Annotated in this window: 29 protein-coding genes and 1 pseudogene (1 of these 30 only partly in view); 11 read left to right on the forward strand and 19 right to left on the reverse strand. The window is 35.8% G+C overall.

Annotated features, from left to right (window positions below; all coding sequences use genetic code 11):
* Position 1: 1 nt before the first annotated feature.
* The 6 genes from DESTER_RS07165 to DESTER_RS07190 are packed head-to-tail and all read left to right on the forward strand — an operon-like array spanning position 2 to position 7,051.
* Positions 2-1,117 carry a geranylgeranyl reductase family protein gene (locus DESTER_RS07165; RefSeq protein WP_013638982.1) on the forward strand — a complete coding sequence of 372 codons (1,116 nt, stop codon included), beginning with the start codon at positions 2-4 and terminating at the stop codon, positions 1,115-1,117.
* The gene (locus tag DESTER_RS07170; RefSeq protein WP_013638983.1) at positions 1,118-2,317 is read left to right on the forward strand and encodes a class I SAM-dependent rRNA methyltransferase; all 1,200 of its coding nucleotides are present in this window, start codon (positions 1,118-1,120) and stop codon (positions 2,315-2,317) included.
* A complete protein-coding gene (gene galU / locus DESTER_RS07175; protein WP_013638984.1) occupies positions 2,318-3,196 on the forward strand; it encodes a UTP--glucose-1-phosphate uridylyltransferase GalU in 879 nt (292 codons plus the stop codon). It abuts the gene before it with no gap.
* Entirely contained in the window at positions 3,189-5,600 is a 2,412-nt protein-coding gene (lon, locus tag DESTER_RS07180) for an endopeptidase La (protein ID WP_013638985.1), read from the forward strand. The genes galU and lon overlap by 8 nt, the downstream gene beginning before the upstream one ends.
* A gap of 42 nt (positions 5,601-5,642) precedes the next feature.
* Positions 5,643-6,497, forward strand: a complete 855-nt coding sequence (locus DESTER_RS07185; protein WP_013638986.1) for a tRNA (5-methylaminomethyl-2-thiouridine)(34)-methyltransferase MnmD — start codon at positions 5,643-5,645, stop codon at positions 6,495-6,497.
* A 44-nt stretch (positions 6,498-6,541) separates the two neighbouring features.
* Positions 6,542-7,051, forward strand: a complete 510-nt coding sequence (locus DESTER_RS07190) for a BCAM0308 family protein (RefSeq protein ID WP_013638987.1) — start codon at positions 6,542-6,544, stop codon at positions 7,049-7,051.
* Positions 7,052-7,079: 28 nt separating this feature from the next.
* Here the strand turns inward: DESTER_RS07190 and atpE are convergent, their stop codons facing one another.
* From atpE to pheA, 7 genes are read right to left on the reverse strand one after another with little or no spacing between them, the layout of a single operon-like run.
* Positions 7,080-7,421: an ATP synthase F0 subunit C gene (gene atpE / locus DESTER_RS07195; protein ID WP_013638988.1), complete on the reverse strand. Its 342-nt coding sequence runs from the start codon at positions 7,419-7,421 to the stop codon at positions 7,080-7,082.
* A 25-nt stretch (positions 7,422-7,446) separates the two neighbouring features.
* Positions 7,447-8,118 carry a F0F1 ATP synthase subunit A gene (gene atpB, locus DESTER_RS07200; RefSeq protein ID WP_013638989.1) on the reverse strand — a complete coding sequence of 224 codons (672 nt, stop codon included), beginning with the start codon at positions 8,116-8,118 and terminating at the stop codon, positions 7,447-7,449.
* Positions 8,100-8,489 (reverse strand): hypothetical protein, encoded by a 390-nt coding sequence (locus DESTER_RS07205; protein ID WP_013638990.1) that lies wholly within the window; start codon positions 8,487-8,489, stop codon positions 8,100-8,102. The genes atpB and DESTER_RS07205 overlap by 19 nt, the downstream gene beginning before the upstream one ends.
* Positions 8,486-8,695 carry an AtpZ/AtpI family protein gene (locus DESTER_RS07210; protein WP_013638991.1) on the reverse strand — a complete coding sequence of 70 codons (210 nt, stop codon included), beginning with the start codon at positions 8,693-8,695 and terminating at the stop codon, positions 8,486-8,488. Before DESTER_RS07210 ends, DESTER_RS07205 begins: the two co-directional genes overlap by 4 nt.
* A 1-nt stretch (position 8,696) precedes the next feature.
* Positions 8,697-9,998: a glutamate-1-semialdehyde 2,1-aminomutase gene (gene hemL, locus DESTER_RS07215; protein ID WP_013638992.1), complete on the reverse strand. Its 1,302-nt coding sequence runs from the start codon at positions 9,996-9,998 to the stop codon at positions 8,697-8,699.
* Positions 9,999-10,022: 24 nt separating this feature from the next.
* Positions 10,023-10,610: an imidazoleglycerol-phosphate dehydratase HisB gene (gene hisB, locus DESTER_RS07220; protein ID WP_041737927.1), complete on the reverse strand. Its 588-nt coding sequence runs from the start codon at positions 10,608-10,610 to the stop codon at positions 10,023-10,025.
* A gap of 19 nt (positions 10,611-10,629) precedes the next feature.
* On the reverse strand, positions 10,630-11,706 hold the full coding sequence (gene pheA / locus DESTER_RS07225) for a prephenate dehydratase (RefSeq protein WP_013638994.1): 1,077 nt from the start codon (positions 11,704-11,706) through the stop codon (positions 10,630-10,632).
* Between the two features lie 268 nt (positions 11,707-11,974).
* Here pheA and DESTER_RS07230 point away from each other — a divergent pair, with 268 nt between their 5' ends.
* Complete coding sequence (locus DESTER_RS07230) at positions 11,975-12,166, forward strand: FmdB family zinc ribbon protein (RefSeq protein ID WP_013638995.1); 192 nt, start codon at positions 11,975-11,977, stop codon at positions 12,164-12,166.
* 25 nt (positions 12,167-12,191) lie between these two features.
* Here the strand turns inward: DESTER_RS07230 and trmD are convergent, their stop codons facing one another.
* From trmD to DESTER_RS07250, 4 genes are read right to left on the reverse strand one after another with little or no spacing between them, the layout of a single operon-like run.
* The gene (trmD, locus tag DESTER_RS07235) at positions 12,192-12,932 is read right to left on the reverse strand and encodes a tRNA (guanosine(37)-N1)-methyltransferase TrmD (protein ID WP_013638996.1); all 741 of its coding nucleotides are present in this window, start codon (positions 12,930-12,932) and stop codon (positions 12,192-12,194) included.
* A complete protein-coding gene (rimM, locus tag DESTER_RS07240; protein ID WP_013638997.1) occupies positions 12,929-13,495 on the reverse strand; it encodes a ribosome maturation factor RimM in 567 nt (188 codons plus the stop codon). The genes trmD and rimM overlap by 4 nt, the downstream gene beginning before the upstream one ends.
* A 42-nt stretch (positions 13,496-13,537) precedes the next feature.
* Positions 13,538-14,104 (reverse strand): acyl-CoA thioesterase, encoded by a 567-nt coding sequence (locus DESTER_RS07245; protein ID WP_013638998.1) that lies wholly within the window; start codon positions 14,102-14,104, stop codon positions 13,538-13,540.
* Positions 14,105-14,131: 27 nt separating this feature from the next.
* Complete coding sequence (locus DESTER_RS07250) at positions 14,132-15,619, reverse strand: menaquinone biosynthesis decarboxylase (protein ID WP_013638999.1); 1,488 nt, start codon at positions 15,617-15,619, stop codon at positions 14,132-14,134.
* Between the two features lie 52 nt (positions 15,620-15,671).
* Between DESTER_RS07250 and DESTER_RS07255 the strand changes: the two genes are divergently transcribed.
* On the forward strand, positions 15,672-16,451 hold the full coding sequence (locus DESTER_RS07255; RefSeq protein WP_013639000.1) for a Nif3-like dinuclear metal center hexameric protein: 780 nt from the start codon (positions 15,672-15,674) through the stop codon (positions 16,449-16,451).
* A complete protein-coding gene (locus DESTER_RS07260) occupies positions 16,445-17,149 on the forward strand; it encodes a zinc ribbon domain-containing protein (protein WP_013639001.1) in 705 nt (234 codons plus the stop codon). The genes DESTER_RS07255 and DESTER_RS07260 overlap by 7 nt, the downstream gene beginning before the upstream one ends.
* 60 nt (positions 17,150-17,209) lie before the next feature.
* Here DESTER_RS07260 and DESTER_RS07265 read toward each other — a convergent pair whose 3' ends face one another.
* From DESTER_RS07265 to cutA, 8 genes and pseudogenes are all read right to left on the reverse strand, one after another.
* A complete protein-coding gene (locus DESTER_RS07265) occupies positions 17,210-17,566 on the reverse strand; it encodes a YlbF/YmcA family competence regulator (protein WP_013639002.1) in 357 nt (118 codons plus the stop codon).
* Between the two features lie 122 nt (positions 17,567-17,688).
* Complete coding sequence (locus tag DESTER_RS07270; RefSeq protein WP_013639003.1) at positions 17,689-17,865, reverse strand: ATP-binding protein; 177 nt, start codon at positions 17,863-17,865, stop codon at positions 17,689-17,691.
* A gap of 11 nt (positions 17,866-17,876) precedes the next feature.
* A complete protein-coding gene (frr, locus tag DESTER_RS07275; RefSeq protein WP_013639004.1) occupies positions 17,877-18,434 on the reverse strand; it encodes a ribosome recycling factor in 558 nt (185 codons plus the stop codon).
* Entirely contained in the window at positions 18,431-19,153 is a 723-nt protein-coding gene (gene pyrH / locus DESTER_RS07280) for a UMP kinase (protein ID WP_013639005.1), read from the reverse strand. Before pyrH ends, frr begins: the two co-directional genes overlap by 4 nt.
* 68 nt (positions 19,154-19,221) lie before the next feature.
* Complete coding sequence (gene tsf, locus DESTER_RS07285) at positions 19,222-19,818, reverse strand: translation elongation factor Ts (protein ID WP_013639006.1); 597 nt, start codon at positions 19,816-19,818, stop codon at positions 19,222-19,224.
* 47 nt (positions 19,819-19,865) lie between these two features.
* The gene (gene rpsB / locus DESTER_RS07290) at positions 19,866-20,600 is read right to left on the reverse strand and encodes a 30S ribosomal protein S2 (protein ID WP_052296574.1); all 735 of its coding nucleotides are present in this window, start codon (positions 20,598-20,600) and stop codon (positions 19,866-19,868) included.
* Positions 20,601-20,853: 253 nt separating this feature from the next.
* The gene (locus DESTER_RS07295) at positions 20,854-21,645 is read right to left on the reverse strand and encodes a sulfite exporter TauE/SafE family protein (protein ID WP_013639008.1); all 792 of its coding nucleotides are present in this window, start codon (positions 21,643-21,645) and stop codon (positions 20,854-20,856) included.
* Between the two features lie 30 nt (positions 21,646-21,675).
* Positions 21,676-21,963: pseudogene (gene cutA, locus DESTER_RS07300) on the reverse strand (divalent-cation tolerance protein CutA); the annotation flags it as partial.
* 552 nt (positions 21,964-22,515) lie between these two features.
* Here cutA and DESTER_RS07305 point away from each other — a divergent pair.
* Together DESTER_RS07305 and nfo are read left to right on the forward strand one after the other, a co-directional pair.
* Entirely contained in the window at positions 22,516-23,823 is a 1,308-nt protein-coding gene (locus DESTER_RS07305; RefSeq protein WP_013637888.1) for an IS110 family RNA-guided transposase, read from the forward strand.
* Between the two features lie 20 nt (positions 23,824-23,843).
* Positions 23,844-23,978, forward strand: the 5' portion of a protein-coding gene (gene nfo, locus DESTER_RS07310) for a deoxyribonuclease IV (protein ID WP_013639009.1). 735 nt of this gene lie beyond the right edge of the window; 135 of the gene's 870 nt are visible here — the first part of the coding sequence; it begins with the start codon at positions 23,844-23,846; its stop codon lies beyond the right edge, outside the window.

The following is a 23,978-nucleotide window of genomic DNA, read 5'->3' on the forward strand; positions in this document are numbered from 1 at the left end:
GATGATTTATGACATTGCAGTTTTAGGATTAGGTCCTTCGGGAAGTTCATTTCTTAAAAGAATCGAAGGAAAAGGCTTTAAGGTTATAGCTTTTGATAAAGACAATTTCCCACGGAAAAAAGTATGTGCTGGAGGATTAACCCCAAAAGCTTATAGACTATTAGAAAAACTATTTCCTGGAATTGACGAAGTAGTAAGAGTTCAATCCAAAAAATTCGTTTTTATCAACAACTCTTCAAAGGTAGAAGTAAACTACAATGAAGTCTTAACTTATCTTACAGATAGACAGGAATTAGATAACTTTCTTTTTGATTCAATCTCCAATTCCTATTTTGAAATTCATACTGGAGAAAAAGTTCTATCACTATGTAAAGAAAACAAGATATGGAAAATAGAAACAGATAAGGATATCTATAAAGCTAAGGTTATCATAGTTGCTGATGGAGTAAACAGCAAAGTAGCAAGACAATTTAAGGTAAAAAGAGATATAGGATTTACCTATGAAGCAGATATAGAACATAGCTGGAATGACAATATACTAATTGACTTTTCTGACTTTTCATGGGGATACTACTGGATTTTTCCTAAAGGAGACTTTATAACGACAGGATTGGGAGAACTAAAAAGAAAAGCTTTTGACTTGAAGGAGAAACTTTTCCGATTTAATCGAAAGTTTGGAATAGAAGGAAAGATAAAACATCAGAGTGGATTTCCTATTCCTGTAGGAAAAACTAAAAATGATGTTTATAGGAATAACGTTTTATTTCTTGGAGATGCAGGTGGATTAGTAGATCCATTTACAGGGGAAGGAATCTACTACGCTGTTAAAAGCGGTGTAATTTCAGCAGAAATCGTAATGAAAGCTTTTGAAAAAGGAAATCTTGATATACTAAAGCTTTATAAAGAACTCATAGATGAATCAATGGGAAAAGAGTTTTTCTGGGCAAGAACCGTAGGAAACCTTTTTTTTAGATTTAAAAGACTAAATTTCTATGTATTAGAGAAAGAGCCAAGCATACAAAAATTAATTACTTCATTATTGACAGGAGAAATTTCCTATAAACAGGGAGTAAAGAAGTTTTTTAAACTTTTACCAAAGCTAGTAGTGAGGTCTTAAATGCTTCAGGTTTCTATAAAGAGAGGGAGAGAAAAAAGGATAAAAGGATTTCATCCTTGGGTATACAAAAATGACATACTTTCATTTTCAAGAAGACCAAAACCAGGAGAGCTCTGTGTAGTAAGAGACTATAAAGGAGCTTTTCTTGCAAAAGGTTATATAAATCCAGATAGTTACATAGCTATAAGAATTCTTACTTATAGAAAGGATGAAAAGCTTGATTTAAAATTTTTCATAAAAAGGATTTCTGAAGCTCTTGAGTATAGAAAAGGAATAGTTCCTTCGGATTCTACAGGTTTTAGACTAATTCACTCAGAAGCTGATTACCTTCCAGGTTTAATTGTTGATTACTACAATGGCTATTTAGTAGTTCAAATAACTACTCTTGGAATGGAAGTTTTAAAAGACAAAGTGGTACAAGCCCTTATTGAAGTTGTAAAACCAAAAGGTATTTATGAAAAATCAACAGTTCAAGTAAGAGAATTAGAAGGACTGCCACTTGTAGAACAGTCCCTCTATGGAGAAATACCCGAGAAAGTTGTAATAACAGAAAATGGAATAAAATTTAACGTCCAGATAATCGGAGGACAAAAGACAGGATACTTTTTAGATCAAAGAGAAAATAAACTTCTTTTTGCTAAAGAATTTGTAAAAGAGGGAGATAGGGTTTTAGATGCATTCTGCCATCTTGGAGGATTTGGAATTCACGCAGCTGTAATTGGAAAAGCTAAAGAAGTTGTCGCTGTTGATAGTTCCCAACTAGCTCTTGATCTTGCAAAAGAAAATGCCAAACTCAATGGTGTTGCAGATAAGTTTCAATTTGTTAAAGGTGACGCTTTTAAGGTTTTAAAAAGAATGCAACAGGAGGGAGAAAAATTTGATTCTATAGTCATAGATCCGCCTGCTTTTGCAAAAAGTAAAACAGTTGTTGAACAAGCAAAAAGAGGATACAAGGAGTTATTCCTTAGAGGACTAAAGATGTTAAAACCTGGAGGGAACATAGTAGTTTGTTCCTGTTCTCATCATATTACTCCACCTATCTTAGAAGAAATCCTTCTTTCTGCAGCTTACGATACAAGAATACCACTAAAAGTTCTTTATACAACATACCAAGCAAAAGACCATCCATTTGTCCTTCAAATACCTGAATCAAGGTACTTAAAATGTATATTTGCTAAATCGTTTCCCTGGGAGGTTTAAGTGATAAAAAAGGCTGTTATACCTGTTGCAGGTCTTGGTACAAGATTCTTGCCAGCTACAAAGGCTCAGCCAAAAGAAATGCTTCCAATTGTTGATAAACCTGTAATACAGTACATAGTTGAGGAAGCTGTTAGAGCTGGTATTAAACAGATAGTTTTTGTAACAGGAAAACATAAAAGAGCTATAGAAGACCACTTTGATACAAATTTTGAATTAGAATATACATTGGAGAAAAAAGGAAAAGAAGAGCTCTTAAAACTTGTAAGGGAAGTAACAAATCTTGCAGAAATTGTTTATATAAGACAGAAAGAACCCTTAGGACTTGGACATGCCATATTAACAGCAGAACCAGCTATTGGTAACGAACCATTTGCGGTTTTATTAGGTGATGACATAATGATTTCAAATCCTCCAGCTATAAAACAGTTGATGAATGTTTTTGATAAGTATAGGTGTACAGTCTTAGGAGTTCAAGAAGTTTCAGAAAAGGATGTTAGTAAGTACGGTATAATCGGTGGTAAGGAAATAGAAACAAGTGTATTTAAAGTAGATACTCTTGTGGAAAAACCTTCTTTAGAGGAGGCTCCTTCAAACCTTGCAATTACTGGAAGATACATCTTAACACCGGCAATTTTTGATGCATTAAAGAAAACACCACCTGGCAAAGGCGGCGAGATACAACTTACAGATGGTATCGAGAGACTTGGGATGAAAGAAGCGCTATATGCTAAAGTAATGGAAGGAGAAAGGTATGATACAGGAAGCAAATTAGGATTTTTGATTGCTACTGTCGATTTTGCTCTTAGAAGAAAAGATTTAAGAGAACCATTTTTGGAATTTTTAAGAGAAAAAATTAAAGAGGAGAAGGATAATGGCTGAAATGATACAGCCTCATGAACAAAATGAGACAAGATTTCCTGAAGAACTCCCCGTTCTTCCCTTAAGAGATATTGTTATCTTTCCAATGATGATAGCTCCTCTTTTTGTTGGAAGAGAATTTTCACTTAATGCTATAGAAGAATCTCTTAAGGAACACAAGTTAATTTTCTTATTAACACAGAAAGACAAAGAAACAGAAGAACCAACCCCTGAAGACCTTTATGAATTTGGAACAGTGGCCGTTATCCTTAAAGCAATGAAGATGGGAGACGGTCGAGTAAAAATTTTAGTTCAAGGACTTGGAAGAGCAAAAGTTAAAAAGTTAGAAAAAGAAGACGGCTACTATAAAGCTACTCTTGAACACATTGTTGAAGAAGAATATACTCCCCAATCTCTTGAAGAAGAAGCATTAATTAAACTAGTAAAAGATCAAATAGAAAGAATTGTTGCACTTGGAAAGCAAATTCCTCCAGATATGGTTGCAATTCTTCGTTCGATTGAAGATCCTGGAAGATTAGCTGATTTAGTTGCTGGTCAGATAGAGTTATCAACAGAAGAAGCAATGGAACTCCTTTCCATTACTAATCCTATAGAAAGACTTAGAAAGATAAGTGAAAAATTGGAACACGAGATAAAAGTCTTAGAAATTCAGGAACTGATAAGAACAAAAGCTCGAGAATCTATGGAAAAAGAACAAAAAGAATACTTTTTGAGACAGCAACTTCGAGCAATAAGAAAAGAACTGGGAGAGGAAGAAGAAAGAACAAAAGAGATAGAAGAGTACAAGGAAAAGATAAGAAAGGCTAAAATGCCTCAGGAAATAGAAGAAGCAGTTTTAAAAGAGCTCTCTCGCCTTGAAAAAATGCATCCAGAGTCTGCAGAAGCAGGGGTTCTCAGAACTTATATAGAGTGGATGATTGAACTTCCTTGGTCAAAGAGAACAAGAGATAAGTTAGACATAGAAAAGGCTAGACAGATTCTGGATGAAGATCACTATGACCTTGAAAAGGTTAAAAACAGAATTTTAGAGTATTTAGCAGTAAAGGCTCTCATAAAGAAGAGGAAGAAAAAAGTAAAAGATGCCAAACAACCAACAATTTGTTTTGTAGGTCCTCCTGGAGTAGGAAAGACTTCATTAGCACGTTCTATAGCAAGAGCTCTTGGTAGAAAGTTTGTAAGAATCTCCCTTGGTGGAGTAAGAGATGAAGCAGAAATAAGAGGACATAGAAGAACTTACGTAGGTGCAATGCCTGGAAAGATAATTCAGGCACTTAAAAAAGCTGGAACAAAGAACCCAGTAATTCTCCTTGACGAGATAGACAAAATGGCTTCAGATTTTCGAGGAGATCCTGCTGCAGCTTTACTTGAAGTCCTTGATCCAGAGCAGAATAGAGAATTTGTTGATAACTATATAAATCATCCTTTTGATCTATCAGAAGTTTTATTCATAGCAACGGCAAATACTCCACATACAATACCAGAACCTTTATACGACAGACTTGAAGTTCTTAATCTTCCTGGATATACCGAATATGAAAAACTCCAGATTGCCAAAAGATATATAGTTCCTAAGCAGATGAAAAATCATGTACTTACAGAAGACGATATTGAATTTACAGACTCAGCACTTCTTCACATAATAAGACATTACACAAGAGAAGCTGGAGTAAGAAATTTAGACAGAAAAATAGCAGCTGTTTGTAGAAAAATAGCTTTATGGATCAGTGAAGGAAAAGAAAAGAAGTACAAGGTTACAAAGAAACTGATTGAAAAAATACTTGGAGCTCCAAAGTTTGTTCCAGAGCTTGAACTCGGTGAGGACGAAGTAGGAGTAGCAACAGGACTTGCTTGGACTCCTGTTGGAGGAGATGTCCTTTTCATAGAAGTTATCGTTACAAAAGGTAGTGGAAGACTTATTCTTACAGGAAGGCTTGGCGACATTATGAAAGAATCTGCTCAAGCAGCCCTCGGCTTTATAAAGGCTAATGCAGACAAGTACAATATCAAACACGATTTTTCGAAAATAGACATTCATGTTCACGTTCCGGCCGGAGCAATTCCAAAAGATGGTCCTTCTGCTGGAATAACTATTGCAACTGCAATGCTTTCGGCACTAACAGAAAGGAAAGTAAGAAAAGAAGTTGCAATGACTGGAGAAATCACTCTTGGTGGAAAAGTTTTACCAGTTGGTGGTCTAAAAGAAAAAATTCTTGCAGCTTTAAGATATGGTGCAAAGACGGTGCTACTTCCAGAAAAGAATAGAGCAGAAGTAATGGAAGAACTTCCAGAGGAAGCCAAGAAAAAGGTAAATCTTGTATTCGTTGATAGAGTAGAAAAGGTATTTGAGCTTGCTCTCTATCCAGAAGAAAAAAAGTCAAGGACAAGAACTAAAAAGAAAAAATAAGAGTGTAGGTTATGAACCTACACTCTTATTTTGGAGTAAACTTTGGAAGTTATCAAAACTGATGATGGTTCCTTCACTTTCTTTTCAGAAAAATTCAAAGAACCATACCATTCACTTACAGCAGGAGCTTTTAAGGAAGCAGTAGAAAAGTTCTGTAAGCCTTGTAAAATTTCGGAAAAGGCAAAAAGAGGAAGTGTCAACCTTTTTGATGTTTGTTTTGGACTTGGTTATAACACAACTGCATTTCTTGAAACCGCTTTTTCCACTAATGCTAAAGTAAAGGTCTTTATAGTTGGTTTTGAGATTGACATATCAGTTATAGAAAAGTCTCTTAAAGTTTCTTGGAGTAAATATGAAAGATGGAAAAACATTATCAGAACAGCTTTAAAAAACAAAAAATTTGATAATGGCTTTCTAACATTAAATTACTTTTCTCCACAGATAAAGCTTAAAATCTACATAGGTGAAGGAAGAGAAGTAATAAAAAGAATTTATCGAAAGTATGAACGGTTTGCCGATGCTATCTTTCACGATCCCTTTTCTCCAAGAGTAAATCCAGAACTTTGGACACTTGATTTCTTTAAAAAGCTAAGAAAGATCATAAAGGAAGACGGAGTTTTTGCCACCTATTCTGCAGCATCTCCCATTAGAAAGGCTCTTTGGATGTCAGGGTTTGGAGTAAAAGAAGGAGTGGCTATTGGAAGAAAATCTAAGTCAACAATAGCTTCACCTTCCTTTAAAACAGAAAAAAAACTTTTAGAAAAGTTTTCAACATCTATAAACTCTACTCCCTATAGAGACCCTAACCTTAAAGACCCTCCAAGTCTAATAAAATCACGAAGAGAAGGATGCATATGGTTACAGAAAAAGTTACATCCTGTAGCGTCTATCTATTAAATAACCTAAATTAAAGATTAGAGACTACAATAAAGGAGGGAGAAATGGGTGGGAAAGAAAGTTATGTTCCTGCAGGCAGAAAAGAGTATACATGGGAAAGTGATAACCCATACTATGAGAAAAGAAAATATCCAGAACCAACAAAATGTCCTGAGTGCGGAGTTATTTTTAAAGATGGTAGATGGCAGTGGCCCGAGCAAATTACAGAAAAATTACCTAACGATATTAATGAAATTCTCTGTCCTGCCTGTAGAAGGAAGAGAGATAGATATCCAGGAGGATTCTTTTATCTTAGTGGAAAGTTCTTTGAAGAACATAGAGAAGAAATCTTAAATACAATTAAGAATGTTGTAGATTATGTTTTGTCACAAAGACCTCTTCAAAGAATTCTTTGGATGAAAGAAGATGAAAATGGAGCTACTGAAATAGCAACAACAAGTGAACATTTAGCACGGCAGTTAGGAGAAGCAGTTAACAATGCTTTTAAAGGAAATTTTGAAGTTAATTATAGTGAAGGACAGAAATTAGCAAGAGTTTACTGGCATAGAGATTAAATAAAGGGGCAGATGCCCCCTTATCAAATTAACCAGCAAGTGGATTAGCGTAGAGAAGAATAAGAGCAATAACAAGACCGTAAATAGCGAGAGCTTCGATAATAGCAAGACCGATAAACATTGTTGTTGTAAGTTTACCAGCCATTTGAGGATTTCTAGCCATACCTTCACACGCACCTCTTACTGCTTGACCCTGTCCAGCACCAGCACCACCGGCAGCAGGACCAATAGCAAGTCCAGCACCAATTGCTGAAAGACCTAAAATAAGAGCCTTTCCAGATTCTCCGCCTTCACCTGCAAGTGCTGGAAGAGCTCCAACAACTAGCAAGAAGAGAGTGAAAAGTACACTTTTGAGTGAAGTTTTCTTCATCAGCATACCTCCTGTCAGAATATGTTTAACCTGCGTGTTCCTCTTCGTGTTCTTCAATCGCCGTTGCAATATAAACAACAGTTAGTATACAGAAGATAAATGTTTGTAAGAAGCTATTTGCAAAGACTATAAACTCACCTGCAACAGGAACCAAGAACGGAACAAGCATTAAAGCAACTAAAACTACCATCTCATCACCAAACATGTTTCCAAAAAGACGGAAAGAAAGGGATAGTATTCTTGAAAGATGTGAAACTATCTCAATAGGGAACATAATAGGAGCCATCCATGGAACAGGACCTGCAAAATGCTTGATATAGTTAACAAGACCATGTTTCTTAATACCTTCATAGTTATAAACAAGGAAAGAAATTATTGCTAAAGCAAGTGTCGTGTTTAAGTTTGCAGTTGGTTGTGTAAGTCCAGGGATAAGTCCCATTAAGTTTCCAAAGAGAATAAAAACAGCAAGACCTGCTATTAGTGGAAAAAACTTTCTTCCATAACTTCCCATAGCATCTTCAAGAGTATAAACGATAAACGACGTTAAAGACTCAAAAACGTACTGAACTCTATCAGGAAACTTTTTTAAGTTCTTTCCGAGGATGTAAGCAAAGACCAAAGTTACTGTCATCATGAGCCAAGTCATAGTTACGTGATCTGGAATTCCTACAATTTTTATTATTGCTCCGTGTTCCATCCTCTCCACTCCTTATAATTTTTTGCTATAGACAAAAGTAACCCCAGATTAGTAAGAACAACTGCGCAAATTATAGCAAAGAAGTCAATAGGTGTAAACAGAGAAATTCCTACAAGAATAGAAGTTAATAAAAGGTATCTCCAAAGAAAACCTGACTTTGGAAAGTAGTTTAATGCTACGTGCTTAGGAAGTTTTCTAGAAAACCTTGCAAGTAAAACATAATCTAAGAGCATTAAAAAATAACCCAAAACAAAAGAAAAAAGAAACTTAAAGTTCCAACCAGTAAAAAGTCCCGAAAGAAAAAAACCAACAAAAAAAAGAAAAATAAGAGTAGAAAACAAAGTTTTTATAAACGAATCAAATTCTTTCATCTTGAAACCTTCTTAAGTTCTCTATATAAGTTTTTAAGACCAGCAGCAAAACCTATCAAAAACCAAAAAATAGTCATCCACGGAAAAGTATCCAGCCACTTATCAAGATAATAACCAATAACAATTCCTATTATGATGGAGAGGGCAAACTGAACCCCCACCATCATGTAAGAAGTTTTTTCTATGTAATCTCTAAGCTTTCCCATTTTAAACCATCTCTGCAACTTCTTTGAACGCTACTTCTGCTGCTTTTATAGTCTTTTCTATATCTTCATCTGCATGAGCCGTTGACATGAAGGCTACTTCAAACTGCGAAGGTGCAAGATAAACTCCTTGTTCTAACATTTTTCTAAAGAATTTAGCATAAGCTTTAGTATTTGAAGTTAGGGCATCTTGATAATTTTTAACGTCTTTATTAGTAAAGTAAACAATAGATATGCTTTCAATTCTCTTGAAACAGAGTTTATCTTTAAGTCCAGCAGCTTTTGCAGCTTCCTTTAAACCTTCTGCAAGCTTATCAGTTTTTTCCTTTAGGCTTTCATAAACTCCTGTTTTTTGAAGAAGCTCAAGCGTCTTGATTCCAGCTATCATTGCAAGAGGGTTTCCTGAGAGTGTTCCAGCTTGGTAAACAGGACCTTCCGGAGCTAGGTAATTCATTATTTCAGCTTTTCCTCCAAAAGCTCCAACAGGAAGACCGCCGCCAATAATTTTTCCAAAACAAGATAGATCTGGAGTTATTCCAAAGTACTCTTGAGCTCCCCCTAAGGAAAGTCTAAATCCTGTGATAACTTCATCAAATATGAGAACAATTCCCTTTTCTGCTGTAAGCTCTCTTACCTTTTCAAGGAATCCTGGCTCAGGAATAATGAGACCTGCATTTGCCATAACAGGTTCCATGATAACTGCTGCAACGTCATTTCCAACTTCATCAACTACTTTTTTGAGTACATCTATATCATTAAAAGGAACTGTAATTGTATGCTTAGCAAAGTCCTCAGGAATTCCAGGACTTGTTGGAACACCAAAGGTCGTAAGTCCAGAACCTGCCTTTACAAGAAGAGCATCAACATGACCGTGATAACCTCCTTCAAACTTTATAACCTTATTTCTTCCTGTATAACCTCTTGCAAGTCTTATTGCAGACATTGTTGCTTCAGTACCGGAGTTAACCATTCTTACTTTTTCAACAGAAGGCACTAAGTCAACAATCATCTTTGCAAGCTTAACTTCAAGTTCTGTTGGAGCTCCATAGCTGGTTCCTTTTTCAGCTTGTTCCTGTATGGCCTTTACAACTTCTGGATGAGCATGTCCTAAAATCATTGGACCCCATGAGCAAACGTAATCAATGTACTCATTTCCATCAGCGTCCCAAATGTGAGCACCTTTAGCCTTTGCAATAAACCTTGGAATGTCTCCAACAGACTTAAAAGCTCTAACCGGACTGTTAACACCTCCAGGAATATATTTTTTTGCTTTGTCAAACAAAGCTTTTGAACGCTCAACCTTCATCGAACTCCTCCAAAGTTTTTTATTTTAAAGTTTACCTTTTGTAGAGGGTATCCCTTTAATTTTTTCATCAATATCTACAGCCATTTTCAGAGCTCTTGCAACACATTTAAACGTTCCTTCAGCAATGTGATGAAGGTTTAAGCCGTAATGACAATTTATATGTAAATTACATTCTAAGGAAAAAGCAAAGGATTTCCAAAATTCCCTAAAAAGGTCAAACTCTATTCCCATCAATGTTGCCATCTGAGGAAAACCTTTATAAACAAAATAAGGTCTACCAGAAAGATCTACTGCAACTGAAATTAAAGTTTCGTCCATAGGAAGTGTGAAGAATCCATATCGATTAATGCTTTTTTTGCTTCCAAGAGCTCTTTTAACAACTTCTCCAAGAACTATTCCTACATCTTCTATCAAGTGGTGGTAATCAACTTCTACATCTCCCGTAGCCTTTACCTCAAGGTCAAAAAGTCCATGTTTTGAAAACAGTTCAAGCATATGAGTAAGAAAAGGTACATCTGTTTTGACTTTGTAGTCTCCACTTCCATCAAGATTGATTAAAATTTCAATTGATGTTTCACTCGTTACCCTTTTTACAGTTGCCTTTCTCAAAATCCCTCCAAAAAATAAGTTTTCACTCTTTGAATCCTGCCGGATAGGAACCAAGAATTTTAAAGAAAGTAGTATTAGACTGGAGCTCCTTAAGTGCTTTTGCAACTCTTTCGTTTTTTCTATGTCCTTCAATATCAACAAAGAAGACATATTCCCAAGGACGCTTTTTGGTAGGTCTTGACTCTATCTTTGAGAGATTTACATCGTAAATTGCAAAAGGCTGAAGTGCCTTAAAAAGAGAACCTGCAACATGTTTTGTACTGAACATGATTGAAGTTTTATCTCTACCAGATGGAAACTCTGAATCTTCCTTTCCTATTACTAAGAATCTGGTAAAGTTCTTTGAGAGTTCCTGTATATTTCTTGCAAGGATGCTCAGATCGTAAAGGTAAGCTGCTGCTTCACTAGCAATTGCAGCTGTATTAGGTTCTTGACTTGCAAGCTCTGCTGCTTTTGAAGTACTTGAAACCTCTTCAATATCAACTTTTGGCAAGTACTCTGATATCCACTTTCTTGCCTGTGCTATTGCATGTCTATGAGAGTAAACTTTCTTTATTTGAGAAAGATCTGACTCTTTACTCATTAAATGAAGATTAACAGGAACAAAGATTTCTCCACAAATTTTTAAATCGGTATCAAAAAACATATCTATCGTATAATTGACGACTCCTTCTATGGAGTTTTCTATTGGAACAACTCCATAATCAACTCTTCCCTTTTCCACCTCATTAAAAACTTCACCTATAGAATCCATAGGTCTTAAGTTTGAAGAACTTCCAAATTGTTTTAAAGCTGCAAGATGGGTAAAAGTAGCCTTAGGACCAAGATATGCTACCTTTGTTGGTTCTTCTAAAGCTCTACAGGCAGAAATAATCTCTCTAAAAATAGCTCTTACACTTTCAGCAGGAAGAGGTCCCTGATTAATTTCTTCTAACTTTGAAAGTATCTTTGCTTCCCTTCCAGGAACATAAAACGGAAGTCCTTCCTGTTTCTTTATTTCCCCTACTTCCTGTGCAAGTTTAGCTCTTCTGTTTAGTAAAGCTAAAACTTCCCTATCTATTTTGTCTATTTCTTCTCTCAGCTGAGAAAGATCTTTCATTCCCCATCACCTCTTTGCTGTTTCTTCCTTAAAGGACAAACATTACTACTACAACTACTACAGGTTTTTCTATTCTTTACTCGGAAAAAAAGATAAACCCCAGCGGCAACTAAAATCATAATAGGAACTAAATTTTCCAATTTGAACTCTCCTTCTACGGTTCCTTTAAAGTCAAATTATAACTTTATTTCCAAAGCATACTAATAGTTGACAAAACCAGAGAAAAAGACAAATTCTTTTTTTAGAATTTAAGCACAGGAGGATATAAATGCCTATCTACGAATTTAAATGTGAAAACTGTGGCAAAGAGTTTGAAAAATTTCTTCTTTCATACTCACAAATCAAGGAAGTAAAATGTCCTGAGTGCAACTCTGAAAAAGTTGTTAAAAAGGTTTCTGCCTGTAGCATTGGTGGAGATACAGAAACATCTACTGGTAGTGCTTGTACTTCTTTTGGCTGAGGTATTTAGAAGGCGGAGTTTCCGCCTAAGTATTTTTTATTTTTTTTAGAATTTCCAATTCTTCCTTTGTTAAAAGACCTTTTTGTTTTAGCTCTTCTATTAATTTCGGATTTTTTTTAAGAGTCTTTTTAAGGGATTGTTCCTTTCTCCAAAGTTCTATTTTTTTATGATGTCCTGAAAGCAGAACTTCAGGAACCTTCATTCCCCTAAACACTGCAGGTCTTGTATAGTTTGGATATCCTAAAAGGCCTCTGTCCATAAAAGAATCTGCTCTCAAACTTTCTTCATTTCCTAAAACTCCAGGGACAAGTCTTATAACTGCATCCATTATTACCATTGCAGGAAGTTCACCGCCAGTAAGTACAAAATCTCCAATGGAAACTTCCTTATCAACAATAGTTTTTACTCTTTCATCAACTCCTTCATATCTTCCGCAAATTATCATTATTCTTTCTTTCTTTGAAAGTTCAATTGCCATTTTTTGACTAAAAGTTTCTCCCCATGGTTCTGTAAGAAGAACATAAGGCTTTTCTCCATCTTTTGTTAATTCGTCATAAGCTCTAAGGATTGGCTCAGGCTTTAAGACCATTCCCGGTCCACCACCATAGGGAACATCATCTACAACTTTATGTTTATCGAAAGCAAAATCCCTAATATTAATGACATTTACTTCAACCTTACCATGGGAAACTGCCTTTCCAATAACTCCCTCTTGCAAGAAACAATCAAAAATGTTTGGAAGAACTGTAAGAACATCAAATCTCATTCCATGCCCTCAATAAGGGAAACAACTATCCTTTTATTTTCTATATCCACATCTTTTACAAATTGACTTATAAAAGGAATTAAGATTTTGCTACCATCAGATTTCTCAACCTCAAAGATGTGACCTGCTGGTTGTTCAAGAATTTCTTTTAAAATACCAACTTCTTTGCCATCATCAGTGAAAACTTTACTTCCAATAAGGTCAGAAAAGTAAAATTCTCCTTCTCCAAGCTCAACTTGTTTATTTTTATCTATCCAGAGCTCTCCTCCTACTCTTTCCTCAGCTTCACCTCTATCGTTTATCTCTTTAAACTTAACTATATAAAGATTTTTATATGGCTTTAATTTTTCTACACACAATTCCTCTCTTTTTGTTCCTCTATATACAGGAATTAAATCAAGAGCTTCCATTTGCTTTTCAAAAATATCCGACTCTGGCTTTATCTTAACTTCTCCTTTAATTCCGTGAACACCCACTATCTTCCCAATCATCACTTCATCTTTATGATCAAAAGCCTTTCTCTTCCTTCTTTCAAGAATAGCTCTTATACCTTTCTTTTTCATAATTAACCTCAAGTTTAGAAAGAGCGGGAAAACTTCCCACTCTTAATTTGGCTTTTCTTCATTTTTTATTCTCTCTACTACCAACTTTTTAAGCTTATCAGAAAGAGGTTCTCCTTTTTCCTCTTGAGGAGCCAAAGCTTGAGATTCAAGGTTTTGAACTTCTGTAATAATGCCTTTTTTCTTAAGCTCCTCAATAATTTCCTTACCAAAGTTAACAGGTCTTCCTTGAGGATCAATAAAGATATGTTGAGTAAATCCAACTGCTAAAACTACATCATCTCTTAAAACTCTATAATCGAATCTAATTCCTCGAGAACCAATATTCGTAATGGCAGTTTCAACAGTTATAAGGTCATCATAAACTACAGGAGCCATGTATCTACAAGCTGCCTCAACAACAGGCATAAGAATCTGTTTTTGTTGAAATATCTGTTTGTACTCAAAACCTAATGCTCTAAAAAGCTCTGTTCTTCCTCTTTCAAAGATTTCAAAAAATCTTGAGTAGTACATAACACCGTATGCATCAACTTCTGCCATTGATACCCTATAAGGCATACTTCCTACTATTACCTGTTGTTCTTGCTGCTGTTCCTTCTTTTCTTCTGCCATTTAAAACCTCCTAATTCTTCTTTATCTCTATACTCCCCAACTCCAAGGATTTTTCTTTTCCTTTTTCTTAGGTAATCCTAATTTATCCCAAATTTCATCAACTTTTTTCACAACTGCCGCGTCCATTTCTATATCAGGTGGCCAATCTCTTTCAAAACCTTCTGACGGCCACTTTCTTGTTGCATCAACTCCCATCTTACTACCATAAAATGGCAATGGAGATGTATGGTCAAGAGCATCTACAGGCCCTTCGCTAAAGATTACGTCCCTTTTTGGATCAACGTTGTTTCCCCACCTCCAAATTACTTCACCAATATCATGAACATTTGTATCTTTATCAAAAATTATGATGTTTTTAGTAAAAATCATTTGTCCCATACCCCATAAAGCAGAAATAACTTTCTTAGCATGGCCTGGATATCTTTTGTCTATTGATACAAATGCAAAGTTATGAAACACTCCTTCTATTGGGAGCGACATATCAACTATCTCAGGAAGTTGAGTCTTTAAAAATGGCAAGAAAATCCTTTCAGTTGCTTTCCCTATATAGCAGTCTTCCATTGGAGGTTTACCAACAATTGTCGCAGGATAGATTGGATTTCTTCTATGAGTAATACACGTAATATGAAAGACTGGATAAAAGTCAGGAAGCGAATAGTAGCCTGTGTGATCTCCAAATGGTCCTTCAAATCTAAACTCATCTGTTTCAACATAGCCTTCTAATACTATTTCAGCATTTGCAGGAACCTCAAGGTCAACTGTCTCGCACTTTACCATTTCGACAGGTTTTCCTCTCAAAAAGCCGGCAAAAACCATTTCGTCAACATCTTCAGGAAGAGGAGCTGTCGCAGAATAGATAACTGCTGGATCAGAACCAATAGCGACTGCAACAGGAAATTTTTTTATTCCCATTTTCTTAGCTTTTAAGAAGTGTTTTGCTCCAACTTTATGCCAATGCCAGTGCATTCCTGTTGTTTTTCTATCATAGACATGAAGACGATACATTCCACAATTTCTTTCTCCCGTTTCGGGATCTTTTGTAAATACTAAGGGTAATGTAATAAATCTTCCACCATCTTTGGGCCAACAGAAAAGAATAGGAAACTTAGAAAGATCTGGTTCTTTCATTATTACTTCTTTACAGGGAGCTTTTCTTTTATCAATCTCTTTTGGAAAAATGTCTGATATTTTCTTAAGTTCTACAAGCTTTTTTAGTTTATCAATAAATCCTACAGGTTTTTCAGGCTTTAAAAGTTTAGCAGCTCTTTCTCCAATTCTATCTGGATCATCTTCTAATGCCATTGCCATCCTTTTGTAGCTGGCAAAAAGATTTATTGCTACCGGAATATTACCTCCATCAACATTCTTAAATAAAAGAGCAGGACCCCCTGCTTTTATAACTCTATCTGCAATTTCTGTTATCTCTAGATAAGAACTAACTGGATAGTCTATCTCTTTGAGTTCTCCTTCTTTTTTTAGTTTTTTTATGAAATCTCTTAAATCTCTGTATGCCATATTCGCTCCTTGCAAAATTTTGTAGAATTCTACCACTTTTCAGGAGGAAGAAATGGTTAAACTAAGAGATATAATAGCTTTTTTAGAAGAATTAGTTCCATCTGAACTTCAAGACAAGTGGGATAATTCCGGCCTTCAAATTGGGTGGGAAAGTCAAGAGGTAGAACACATAGGTTTTGCCCTTTCTGTATCAAAGAAAATACTAGAGCAGGCCAAAAGATTAAAAGTAGACCTAATAATTACTCATCATCCTATTACAATCTCAGGCATTAAATCCTTTGTTAATTATTCTTATCCTTCCCACCTATTTTTAGAATTAGCAAGAAATGGAATAGCTGTTTATTCTCTTCATACAAATCTTGATGTATCTTCACTTGGTCCAACAGCTATAATAGCTGAAAAGTTAGAAGTTCAAAAAGAAGCAACTATTGCTGATAATCCACCTTACGGAATTATCGGCACATTAAATACTGCTTTAACGCAAAAAGAGCTCTTTAAAAAACTTACCTCTTTTCTACCAAAAGACATTTTTAGAGGAATCAACTATAGACCTGATTCTGCAGTAAAAAGAATTGCTGTATGTTCTGGAAGTGGAGCTTCTTTTATAGATATCGTAGCTAAGAAAGTTGATGTTTATATTACTGGAGATATTAAGTACCATGACGCTCTAAAAGCTCAAGATCTTGGACTTACTGTTTTCGATATGGGACATTATGGAACTGAGAGACTCTTTTTTGAAAAGCTTTTCTACCTATTGACCCAAAGATTTAATACTCTAAAATTAACAATTTTTGAAGAAAAATCCCCCTACGAGGTAATGAGATCATGCTAAAGAAAGAACTTTTAAATCTTCAGTATAAAGAGATTGAATTACTTAGGTTAAAGACCAAAAAGAAGGAAATAGAAAGTGAAAAAGAAAAACTAGAGAAAGAATCTCAGAAAATAAACAATAATATAGAAAGCGCAAGAATTAAACTTGATGAGAAGAAAAAATATCTTCAAGAACTTAATAACTTCATTAAGTACAAGCAAGAAAGAATAGCAGAACTCAAAAAACAGAAAGAAAGTGCAAGAAACAGAGAGGAGTTCAAAAAAATTCTAAGAGCTATTGCGAAAAACGAGGACGACATAATAAAGACTAAACAACAAATAACGGGAATAGAAACAGAAGTAGAAGCTCTAAAAGATGCTTATCTAAAAGTTAAGGAACAATTTGAGTTCAAGTTAAATGAACTCAAAGAGAAAATAAATGAGTTAGAAAAAGAAGCTAACACATATGAGAAAAAAATAAATAAAGTTCTTTTCGAAATAGAAGAAATTAAATCCTCTTTACCAGAAGAGGAATTAAAGAAATTTGAACAAATGAAAGAAAAGTTTAATGGTTTAGTCTTTGCAGATATAAGTACAGGCGCATGTGAAGGTTGTGGAATTACATATTCAAGCGCCGAATACAGAGAGCTTCTTTCAAAACTTAAGGCTGGAGAATCTAAGTGTCCTTACTGCGGTAGATTTATCTACTGCAAAAAGTAAAATAGTAAGAGGTGAACAGTGAAAAGTTTCTATACCTTTCACTGTTCACTATTGATTTAATTACATTCCACAACCAGAACAGCCAGAACAACCGTGATGTTTTGGTCCTTCAATTGCTTCACGAAGAAGAGAATTAACAGTTTCAAGCATCTGACTAAATCTTTGATTTGCTTCTAAATATTCTTTAGCAACTTCATTTTCCGCAAATTTGTTAAAAGCTTCTTCTAGTTGCTGCATAGCTTCAGCAGTTCCAGACATTTGAACCATTTGCTGAAGTCTTTGAACTTCCTGGAGTAGCTCCATAGCTTCTGGATCCATTTGAAGTTTTGCTTCTGCTGCTCTAAGGTTTGCAAGCTCTTCAGAACTTGCTATAGCTTCTGCAAGTTCTGATGCTTTTTTGATTACTTCTGCTGACATACTTCCTCCACTTGAGTTAATTTTTAGGTAGAAATTTAATTTATTGGTATTTAAAGAAATTTACAAGTTTTCTTATTTTTATTGTTTTTAAAGCAGGAAAGGGGGACAGGCCCCCGGAAATGTTACTCGGCAGAAATAGCGTCTGTTGGACAAACTTCTACACATGCACCACAGTCGATGCAATCTTCAGGAACAATCTCGTACTTGCCATCATCTGTTGGATGGATTGCATTCGTTGGACAAACAGATGCACAAGCTCCACATCCGATGCAGAGTTCTGGATCAATTTTGTGGGCCATTTTTCACCTCCTTAGACTGTAAGAATTTCCTCCTCCTTCTTCTGGAGGAGTTCATCTATCTTCTTTGTATGCTTATCTGTGATTTTCTGGAGTTCATCTTTAGCTCTTTTTATATCGTCTTCAGAATATCCACCTTCTTTTTTTAGTTTATCTAGTTCTTTCATTATCTCATGACGAATATTCCTTATTGCAATTTTTGCTTGTTCAGCCATTTTACCTGCTTTTTTAACAAGCTCTTTTCTCCTCTCTTCTGTAAGAGGCGGAAGATTTATTCTTATTATGTTTCCATCTCTTTGTGGTTGTACTCCTAAATCTGACTCTCTAATTGCTTTTTCAATGTTTGGAATTACAGAAACATCCCAAGGCTGTATGGTAATTTGTGTTGGCTCAGGAACAGCAATTTGAGCAATCTGTTTAATAGTCATAATACTGCCATAGTAATCAACCTTAATATCTTCTACCAAAACAGTAGAAGCTCTACCTGTCCTTAATCCAGCAAAATCAGTTTTTAGAACTTCTACTGCTTTTTTCATTCTGTTGTCTGCGTCCTTTAATAGTTCCTGTATCATAGCTGCTCTCCTTCAACAAGAGATCCAATGGATTTTCCTTTTACCACTTTTTCAAGATTTCCCGGTTTTCTAACGTCAAAAACAACAATTGGTATTTGATTTTCCATACATAAACTCACGGCAGCTGAATCCATGACTTTTATACCATTTGTAATTACTTCTTTGTAAGACAATTTATCAAGCTTTTTAGCATTTTTATCTTTTTCAGGATCAGCGGTATAGATACCATCAACTTTTGTTGCTTTTAAAAGAACATCAGCATTTATTTCTGCAGCTCGTAGAGCAGCTGCTGTGTCAGTAGTAAAAAATGGGTTTCCTGTTCCAGCACCAAAAATTACAACTCTTCCTTTTTCAAGATGCCTAATTGCTCTTCTTCTTATGTAGGGTTCAGCTATTTCTCTCATTTCAATTGCTGTAAGAACTCTTGTTTGAAGATCTTCCTTTTCAAGAGCATCTTGGAGAGCAAGAGCATTTATTACAGTTGCAAGCATTCCCATATAGTCAGCAGTTGCCCTATCCATTCCTTGAGTTGCTCCAGACACCCCTCTAAAGATATTTCCACCTCCAATTACTATAGCTACTTCAACTCCAAGTTCTACAACACTTTTTATTTCTTGTGCTAATCTTCTAAGAAATTCAGGATCAATTCCATAAGAGTTCGCTCCTTGAAGAGCTTCACCGCTAAGCTTTAAGAGAACTCTTTTATACTTTATCCCCATTTTCCAACCTTTGATAATTTTAGTCCAGCTATTATACATAAAAAAAGGGAGCTCTAAGCTCCCCTTTTTTATTTTCCTACTTCAAATCTACAAAATCTTTTAACTTTGATGTTTTCTCCAAGCTTTGTAATGTAATCTCTTACAAGATCACCAATTGTTTTGCTATCGTCTTTGATCCAAGGTTGATCAAGGAGACACTTTTCAGAGTAAAATTTGTTGAGTCTTCCTTCTACTATCTTTTCTACAATATGTTCAGGTTTTCCTTCAGCTAGTGCTTGCTCTTTAAGAATTTCCTTTTCTTTCTCTATAACTTCAACTGGAACTTCTTCTCTGCTTACATAAAGAGGAGCCATTGCGGCTACCTGCATAGCAATTTCATGTCCAAGAGTCTTAAAATCTTCAGTTCTTGCAACAAAATCTGTTTCACAATTAATTTCAACAAGAGCTCCAACCTTTCCACCAGCATGAATGTAGGATACAACAATTCCTTCAGCTGTTGCTCTTTCAGCTTTCTTTGCAGCCTTAGCAGCACCTTTCTTTCTAAGAATTTCTATAGCTTTCTCCATATTACCTTCAGCTTCTTGTAAAGCTTTTTTACAGTCAACTATTCCAGCACCAGTTTTTTCTCTGAGCTCTTTTATCATTTGTGTTGTAATTTCTGCCATTTTTACCTCCTCTGACTTAAATTGGCGGGCTAAAAGCCCGCAGGAAATTACTCTTCCTCAGGTATAAAATCTACTTCTTCTACTTCTTCACCTTCAGCAAGTTTTATTGCATCTTTTCTCATCTTTCCTTCAAGTACAGCATCTGCAATTCTGGAAGTGAGAAGTCTGATAGCTCTGATAGCATCATCATTTGCAGGAATTGGAAGATCCACAAGATCTGGATCAGCATTTGTATCAACGAGAGCAACTATAGGAACTCCTGCCTTTCTAGCCTCTTTTACAGCATTTTCTTCCCTAACGATGTCAACAATGAAAAGAGCATCTGGAATTCTATTCATATTCTCAATTCCACCAATGTACTTTTCAAGCTTTTCCTTTTTCCTTTTGAGCTTCATAGCCTCTTTCTTTGGAAGTCTGTCAAATACACCTTCTTCTTCCATCTTCTTGAGCATCTTTAGTTTGAAGATGCTTTTTCTAATTGTCTGGAAATTTGTAAGCGTTCCTCCAAGCCATCTTTTATTAACGTAAAACATTCCACACCTTTGTGCTTCTTCCTTGACAATATCCTGTCCCTGCTTCTTTGTACAGAGAAAGAGAATTGTTCCACCATTTGCTACAAGATCAGCAACATAGTCATAAGCCTGTTCAAAATACTTAAGAGTCTGCTGAAGGTCGATGATGTGAATACCGTTACGTTCAGTAAAGATGAATTTCTTCATTTTGGGGTTCCATCTTTCCTTCTGATGACCAAAATGAACCCCAGCTTCAAGAAGCTCTTTCATTGTAACTCTTTGGCCTGGAGGTCTTGGTTTAAAAGTTTCCTGCTCAACAGTTTGAGCTTCCTGTGTTTCCTCTACTTGCTGCTCTTGAGTCTCTCTGATTTCCTCAGACATACTTCCTCCTTTTAACTTGGTTTTGCCTCCCGAGTCTTCTTCCCCCAGAGGAACCTTTTAAAGGCACCCCCTCTGGAGTCTGACCCGGTGAGTTTTCAGAAGGGAAATATAATAAAAGTTATAGAAAAATAAAAGGCTTTTCTCACTGAAAAATAAGTTTAATTGCCACAATAACAAGCAAAATAGCAAAAAGTCTTTTGAGTAATAGATGGTTTACTCTGTGAAGTACTTTTAATCCCATTCTACTTCCTGGTATCGCTCCTACTGTTACCAAAATAACTGCAGGTAAATAGACATATCCTACTTGCCAATCTAAAACTTTTGTAGCTGGAAGGAGCATATAGGTTATAGAACCAAAAAAAGCATTTATAAAAGAAATGATAGAGGCCAATGCAACTACTTTATCCACTTTCATCTTTGAAAATGAAAAGAGAATGGAATTAACAATAGTTCCTCCTCCAATTCCTAAAAGAGAACTTAAAAAAGCAGAAAGAGCAACTGTTATAGGAATTAGAAATTTTTCTTCTAATTTTGCCTTTAATTCCCTTGTACCCTTTAGGATTTTAATACCTATTATCAAAAGAACGATGGCAAACAACTTTTTTAAAATGTAAGCTGGAAGTAGATGAGAAAAAGAAACTCCCAAAATTACACCAGGAACAATCCATACTAAAAGCTTTATTAATTCTTCTAATTTTATTTTTCCTTTTAAAATGTGAAAACCTGAAGTAAAAAGAGTAATCATTGTAATCACAGAAAGACTTGTTGCAATTGAAAGTTTTATAGCAATATTTTCAGGTATCTTCATATGGGAAAAAAGTATCCAAAATAAGGGTACTAAAACAATTCCACCTCCAATTCCAAAAAGACCCGCAAGAAAGCCCGAAAGAGCTCCAAAAATAAAAAAAATAAGCAAAGTCTCAAAAGTCAACACAATACCCCATTTATATAGCTTTAAGGAAAGCTATCTTAATTCTCGTTTAAGCCAATTGAAATATTCTGAACTTCCCTCTACAATAGGAACAGCTACTATCTCTGGTATTTCATAGGAATGAAACTTTTTTATTACTTTTTCTATTTCTTTATAAAGTCGTTTTTCGCTTTTAATTAAAAGTAACCATTCTTCTGTAGTTTCAATATTTCCTTTCCACCAGTATGCACTCTTAATAGGTCCTATGATCTGAACACATGCAGCAAGCAAAAATTCAAGAAGAACTTCACTAATTCTTTCAGCTTCCTCTTTAGTACTAGTAGTAGTAAAAACTTGTGTGAACTACCTACGACTAAAGTCGCAGGCTTCGTGGAGGTTTGCACGCTACGCTTCTTGCGTGCCTTACTCCACAGGCGGGTTCACTCCACCCTCTACTCCTATCCCTGCAAAAAGCAGAGATTCGGAGATACCTTCTATCTCGCTCCAGTCCCCACCCCACGCCTGCACAAAGCAGACGGGCCGTCTACTGGAACCTCTTTCCCGGCCTATTCAGTTGTTCAAAGACCTTGCGGTAGGTGTTCACCTACCGCTCCTTTCACCACCCTTAGCTGGTTTTCAACTCCTTCTGGAGTCGGTGGTGAAAGTAACCACTTTAATTTTACCACAACACCCCTTCAGGGTGTCGGGCTGTATCCCCGCTTTGAAAAGCGGGGTTTTAGCCCGTGTTTTTTCTATAAAAATTACAAAATAAAAACGAAATATCAAAGGGATTGATATGCAGTTAAACTTACAAAGAATGAATAAATTACTATAAAGACTAGTTAGATTGATTTAAAAGATAGTAGTCTACTTATAAAGGAGATGATATAAAAGATGTCACCCCCTGAAATTCGGGACTATAGTAAAGAGGCAACCTTTAAAGGCAGGAGGCTGGATTTTTCCCTGGGGAATAAGCCCCGTGCGTGGAGATTAGCCGATGCCTCCTGCCGGCTAATTATAGTGGCGGGAAGCGCCGTATTGGAGTATGGGAATAGTCCCGAAGCAGAGGTTGCAAAACACAAAACATATCAGGGGGTAGAGATGAAGGAGAAGGTAGAGAAAACACTGTATGTCGGAGTGGACTACCACAAAAACAGCTTTACAGCAGCTTATTTAGATTGTCTGACAGGGATACTTAATACCAAGAAGTACGAAGCAGAAGAGTTAGAGAAATTTAAAAATCACCTAACAACTTTTAGGAAAAAAGGATATTCAGTAAAAGTTGCGGTAGAAACCTTAACAGGAGTAACATTTTTTACGGAGGAGATAAGGAACTGCGTTGATGAAATAACTTACGTTAACACTAACAAATTTAAGAACATTCTAAAAGGTGTTAACAGTGCTAAAAACGACAGGATAGATGCAGAAACGATAGCCATTTACTATGAAATGGGCTTACTTCCGACAGTTTACGTCCCGACGAGAAAAGAAAAAGAGCTAAGGATAAAGATGAAAGAGAGAGATAGCTTTGTAGATATGAGAAAAGGGGTAATTAACAGACTTCATAGCCTATTGCTTGAATATGGGATAAAGACAAACAAGAGAGAACTCACCACGAAGAAAGGGATGGAAAGGATAAAGGAAGAAACGAAGAAGAAAGTGCCTCCGTCATTACGAGAAACGATATGGAGGCAAATAGAAACAATAGAATACTTAACAGATAAGATAAGAGAGACAGAAGAAGATATCAAGAGTTTTATAGGAGAAGATGAGGAGCTTAAGGGAAAAGTAGAACTTCTAAAAAGCATACCTGGAGTAGGAGATATAGTAGCTATAGCCTTTATATCTGCCGTATGTAACGAAGAGAGGTTTGAAAACGGAGACAAGGTAGCGGCTTATTTTGGACTTGTTCCTCGTGTTAATAGCAGTGGAGACGAAGTTAGAAATGGAAGGATAACAAAGAAAGGGGACAGCAGAACGAGGAACAAGATTATCCAGGCTACGAGAGCGTTATTGAACAGCAAGTTAGACAATTCAGTTAAAAGATTTTACGAAGGGTTAGTTAAGAAAGGTTTAGAGAAGAAGAAAGCGCTGATAGCTGCGGCGAGGAAATTGGTTAAAGTAATGTTCGCAGTTTTGAGAGAGAGAAGGCAATTTATGGATTTTGTTGAAAATAAATGCAACCTCTGTGTTGGGGGTTGACATCTTTCATAGGAGGATAAATGAAATTTGTTGGAGCTCACGTCAGCATTGCTGGTGGTGTTTTCAATGCACCACTTAATGCAAAAGATATAGGAGCTAAAGCTTTTGCACTTTTTACAAAGAATCAAAGACAATGGAAAGCCAAACCACTTACT

The sequence above is a fragment of the Desulfurobacterium thermolithotrophum DSM 11699 genome, from assembly GCF_000191045.1.
Lineage (GTDB): Bacteria > Aquificota > Aquificia > Desulfurobacteriales > Desulfurobacteriaceae > Desulfurobacterium > Desulfurobacterium thermolithotrophum.

What these genes read in the sequence shown, in the direction of transcription:
- DESTER_RS07165 (WP_013638982.1), top strand. Translation starts at nt 2, where the DNA reads ATGATTTATGACATTGCAGTTTTAGGATTAGGTCCTTCGGGAAGTTCA.
- DESTER_RS07170 (WP_013638983.1), top strand. Translation starts at nt 1,118, where the DNA reads ATGCTTCAGGTTTCTATAAAGAGAGGGAGAGAAAAAAGGATAAAAGGA.
- lon (WP_013638985.1), top strand. Translation starts at nt 3,189, where the DNA reads ATGGCTGAAATGATACAGCCTCATGAACAAAATGAGACAAGATTTCCT.
- DESTER_RS07190 (WP_013638987.1), top strand. Translation starts at nt 6,542, where the DNA reads ATGGGTGGGAAAGAAAGTTATGTTCCTGCAGGCAGAAAAGAGTATACA.
- atpE (WP_013638988.1), bottom strand. Translation starts at nt 7,421, where the DNA reads ATGAAGAAAACTTCACTCAAAAGTGTACTTTTCACTCTCTTCTTGCTA.
- atpB (WP_013638989.1), bottom strand. Translation starts at nt 8,118, where the DNA reads ATGGAACACGGAGCAATAATAAAAATTGTAGGAATTCCAGATCACGTA.
- DESTER_RS07205 (WP_013638990.1), bottom strand. Translation starts at nt 8,489, where the DNA reads ATGAAAGAATTTGATTCGTTTATAAAAACTTTGTTTTCTACTCTTATT.
- DESTER_RS07210 (WP_013638991.1), bottom strand. Translation starts at nt 8,695, where the DNA reads ATGGGAAAGCTTAGAGATTACATAGAAAAAACTTCTTACATGATGGTG.
- hemL (WP_013638992.1), bottom strand. Translation starts at nt 9,998, where the DNA reads ATGAAGGTTGAGCGTTCAAAAGCTTTGTTTGACAAAGCAAAAAAATAT.
- pheA (WP_013638994.1), bottom strand. Translation starts at nt 11,706, where the DNA reads ATGAAAGATCTTTCTCAGCTGAGAGAAGAAATAGACAAAATAGATAGG.
- DESTER_RS07230 (WP_013638995.1), top strand. Translation starts at nt 11,975, where the DNA reads ATGCCTATCTACGAATTTAAATGTGAAAACTGTGGCAAAGAGTTTGAA.
- trmD (WP_013638996.1), bottom strand. Translation starts at nt 12,932, where the DNA reads ATGAGATTTGATGTTCTTACAGTTCTTCCAAACATTTTTGATTGTTTC.
- rimM (WP_013638997.1), bottom strand. Translation starts at nt 13,495, where the DNA reads ATGAAAAAGAAAGGTATAAGAGCTATTCTTGAAAGAAGGAAGAGAAAG.
- DESTER_RS07245 (WP_013638998.1), bottom strand. Translation starts at nt 14,104, where the DNA reads ATGGCAGAAGAAAAGAAGGAACAGCAGCAAGAACAACAGGTAATAGTA.
- DESTER_RS07250 (WP_013638999.1), bottom strand. Translation starts at nt 15,619, where the DNA reads ATGGCATACAGAGATTTAAGAGATTTCATAAAAAAACTAAAAAAAGAA.
- DESTER_RS07255 (WP_013639000.1), top strand. Translation starts at nt 15,672, where the DNA reads ATGGTTAAACTAAGAGATATAATAGCTTTTTTAGAAGAATTAGTTCCA.
- DESTER_RS07260 (WP_013639001.1), top strand. Translation starts at nt 16,445, where the DNA reads ATGCTAAAGAAAGAACTTTTAAATCTTCAGTATAAAGAGATTGAATTA.
- DESTER_RS07265 (WP_013639002.1), bottom strand. Translation starts at nt 17,566, where the DNA reads ATGTCAGCAGAAGTAATCAAAAAAGCATCAGAACTTGCAGAAGCTATA.
- DESTER_RS07270 (WP_013639003.1), bottom strand. Translation starts at nt 17,865, where the DNA reads ATGGCCCACAAAATTGATCCAGAACTCTGCATCGGATGTGGAGCTTGT.
- frr (WP_013639004.1), bottom strand. Translation starts at nt 18,434, where the DNA reads ATGATACAGGAACTATTAAAGGACGCAGACAACAGAATGAAAAAAGCA.
- pyrH (WP_013639005.1), bottom strand. Translation starts at nt 19,153, where the DNA reads ATGGGGATAAAGTATAAAAGAGTTCTCTTAAAGCTTAGCGGTGAAGCT.
- tsf (WP_013639006.1), bottom strand. Translation starts at nt 19,818, where the DNA reads ATGGCAGAAATTACAACACAAATGATAAAAGAGCTCAGAGAAAAAACT.
- rpsB (WP_052296574.1), bottom strand. Translation starts at nt 20,600, where the DNA reads ATGAAAGAGCTTCTTGAAGCTGGGGTTCATTTTGGTCATCAGAAGGAA.
- DESTER_RS07305 (WP_013637888.1), top strand. Translation starts at nt 22,516, where the DNA reads ATGTCACCCCCTGAAATTCGGGACTATAGTAAAGAGGCAACCTTTAAA.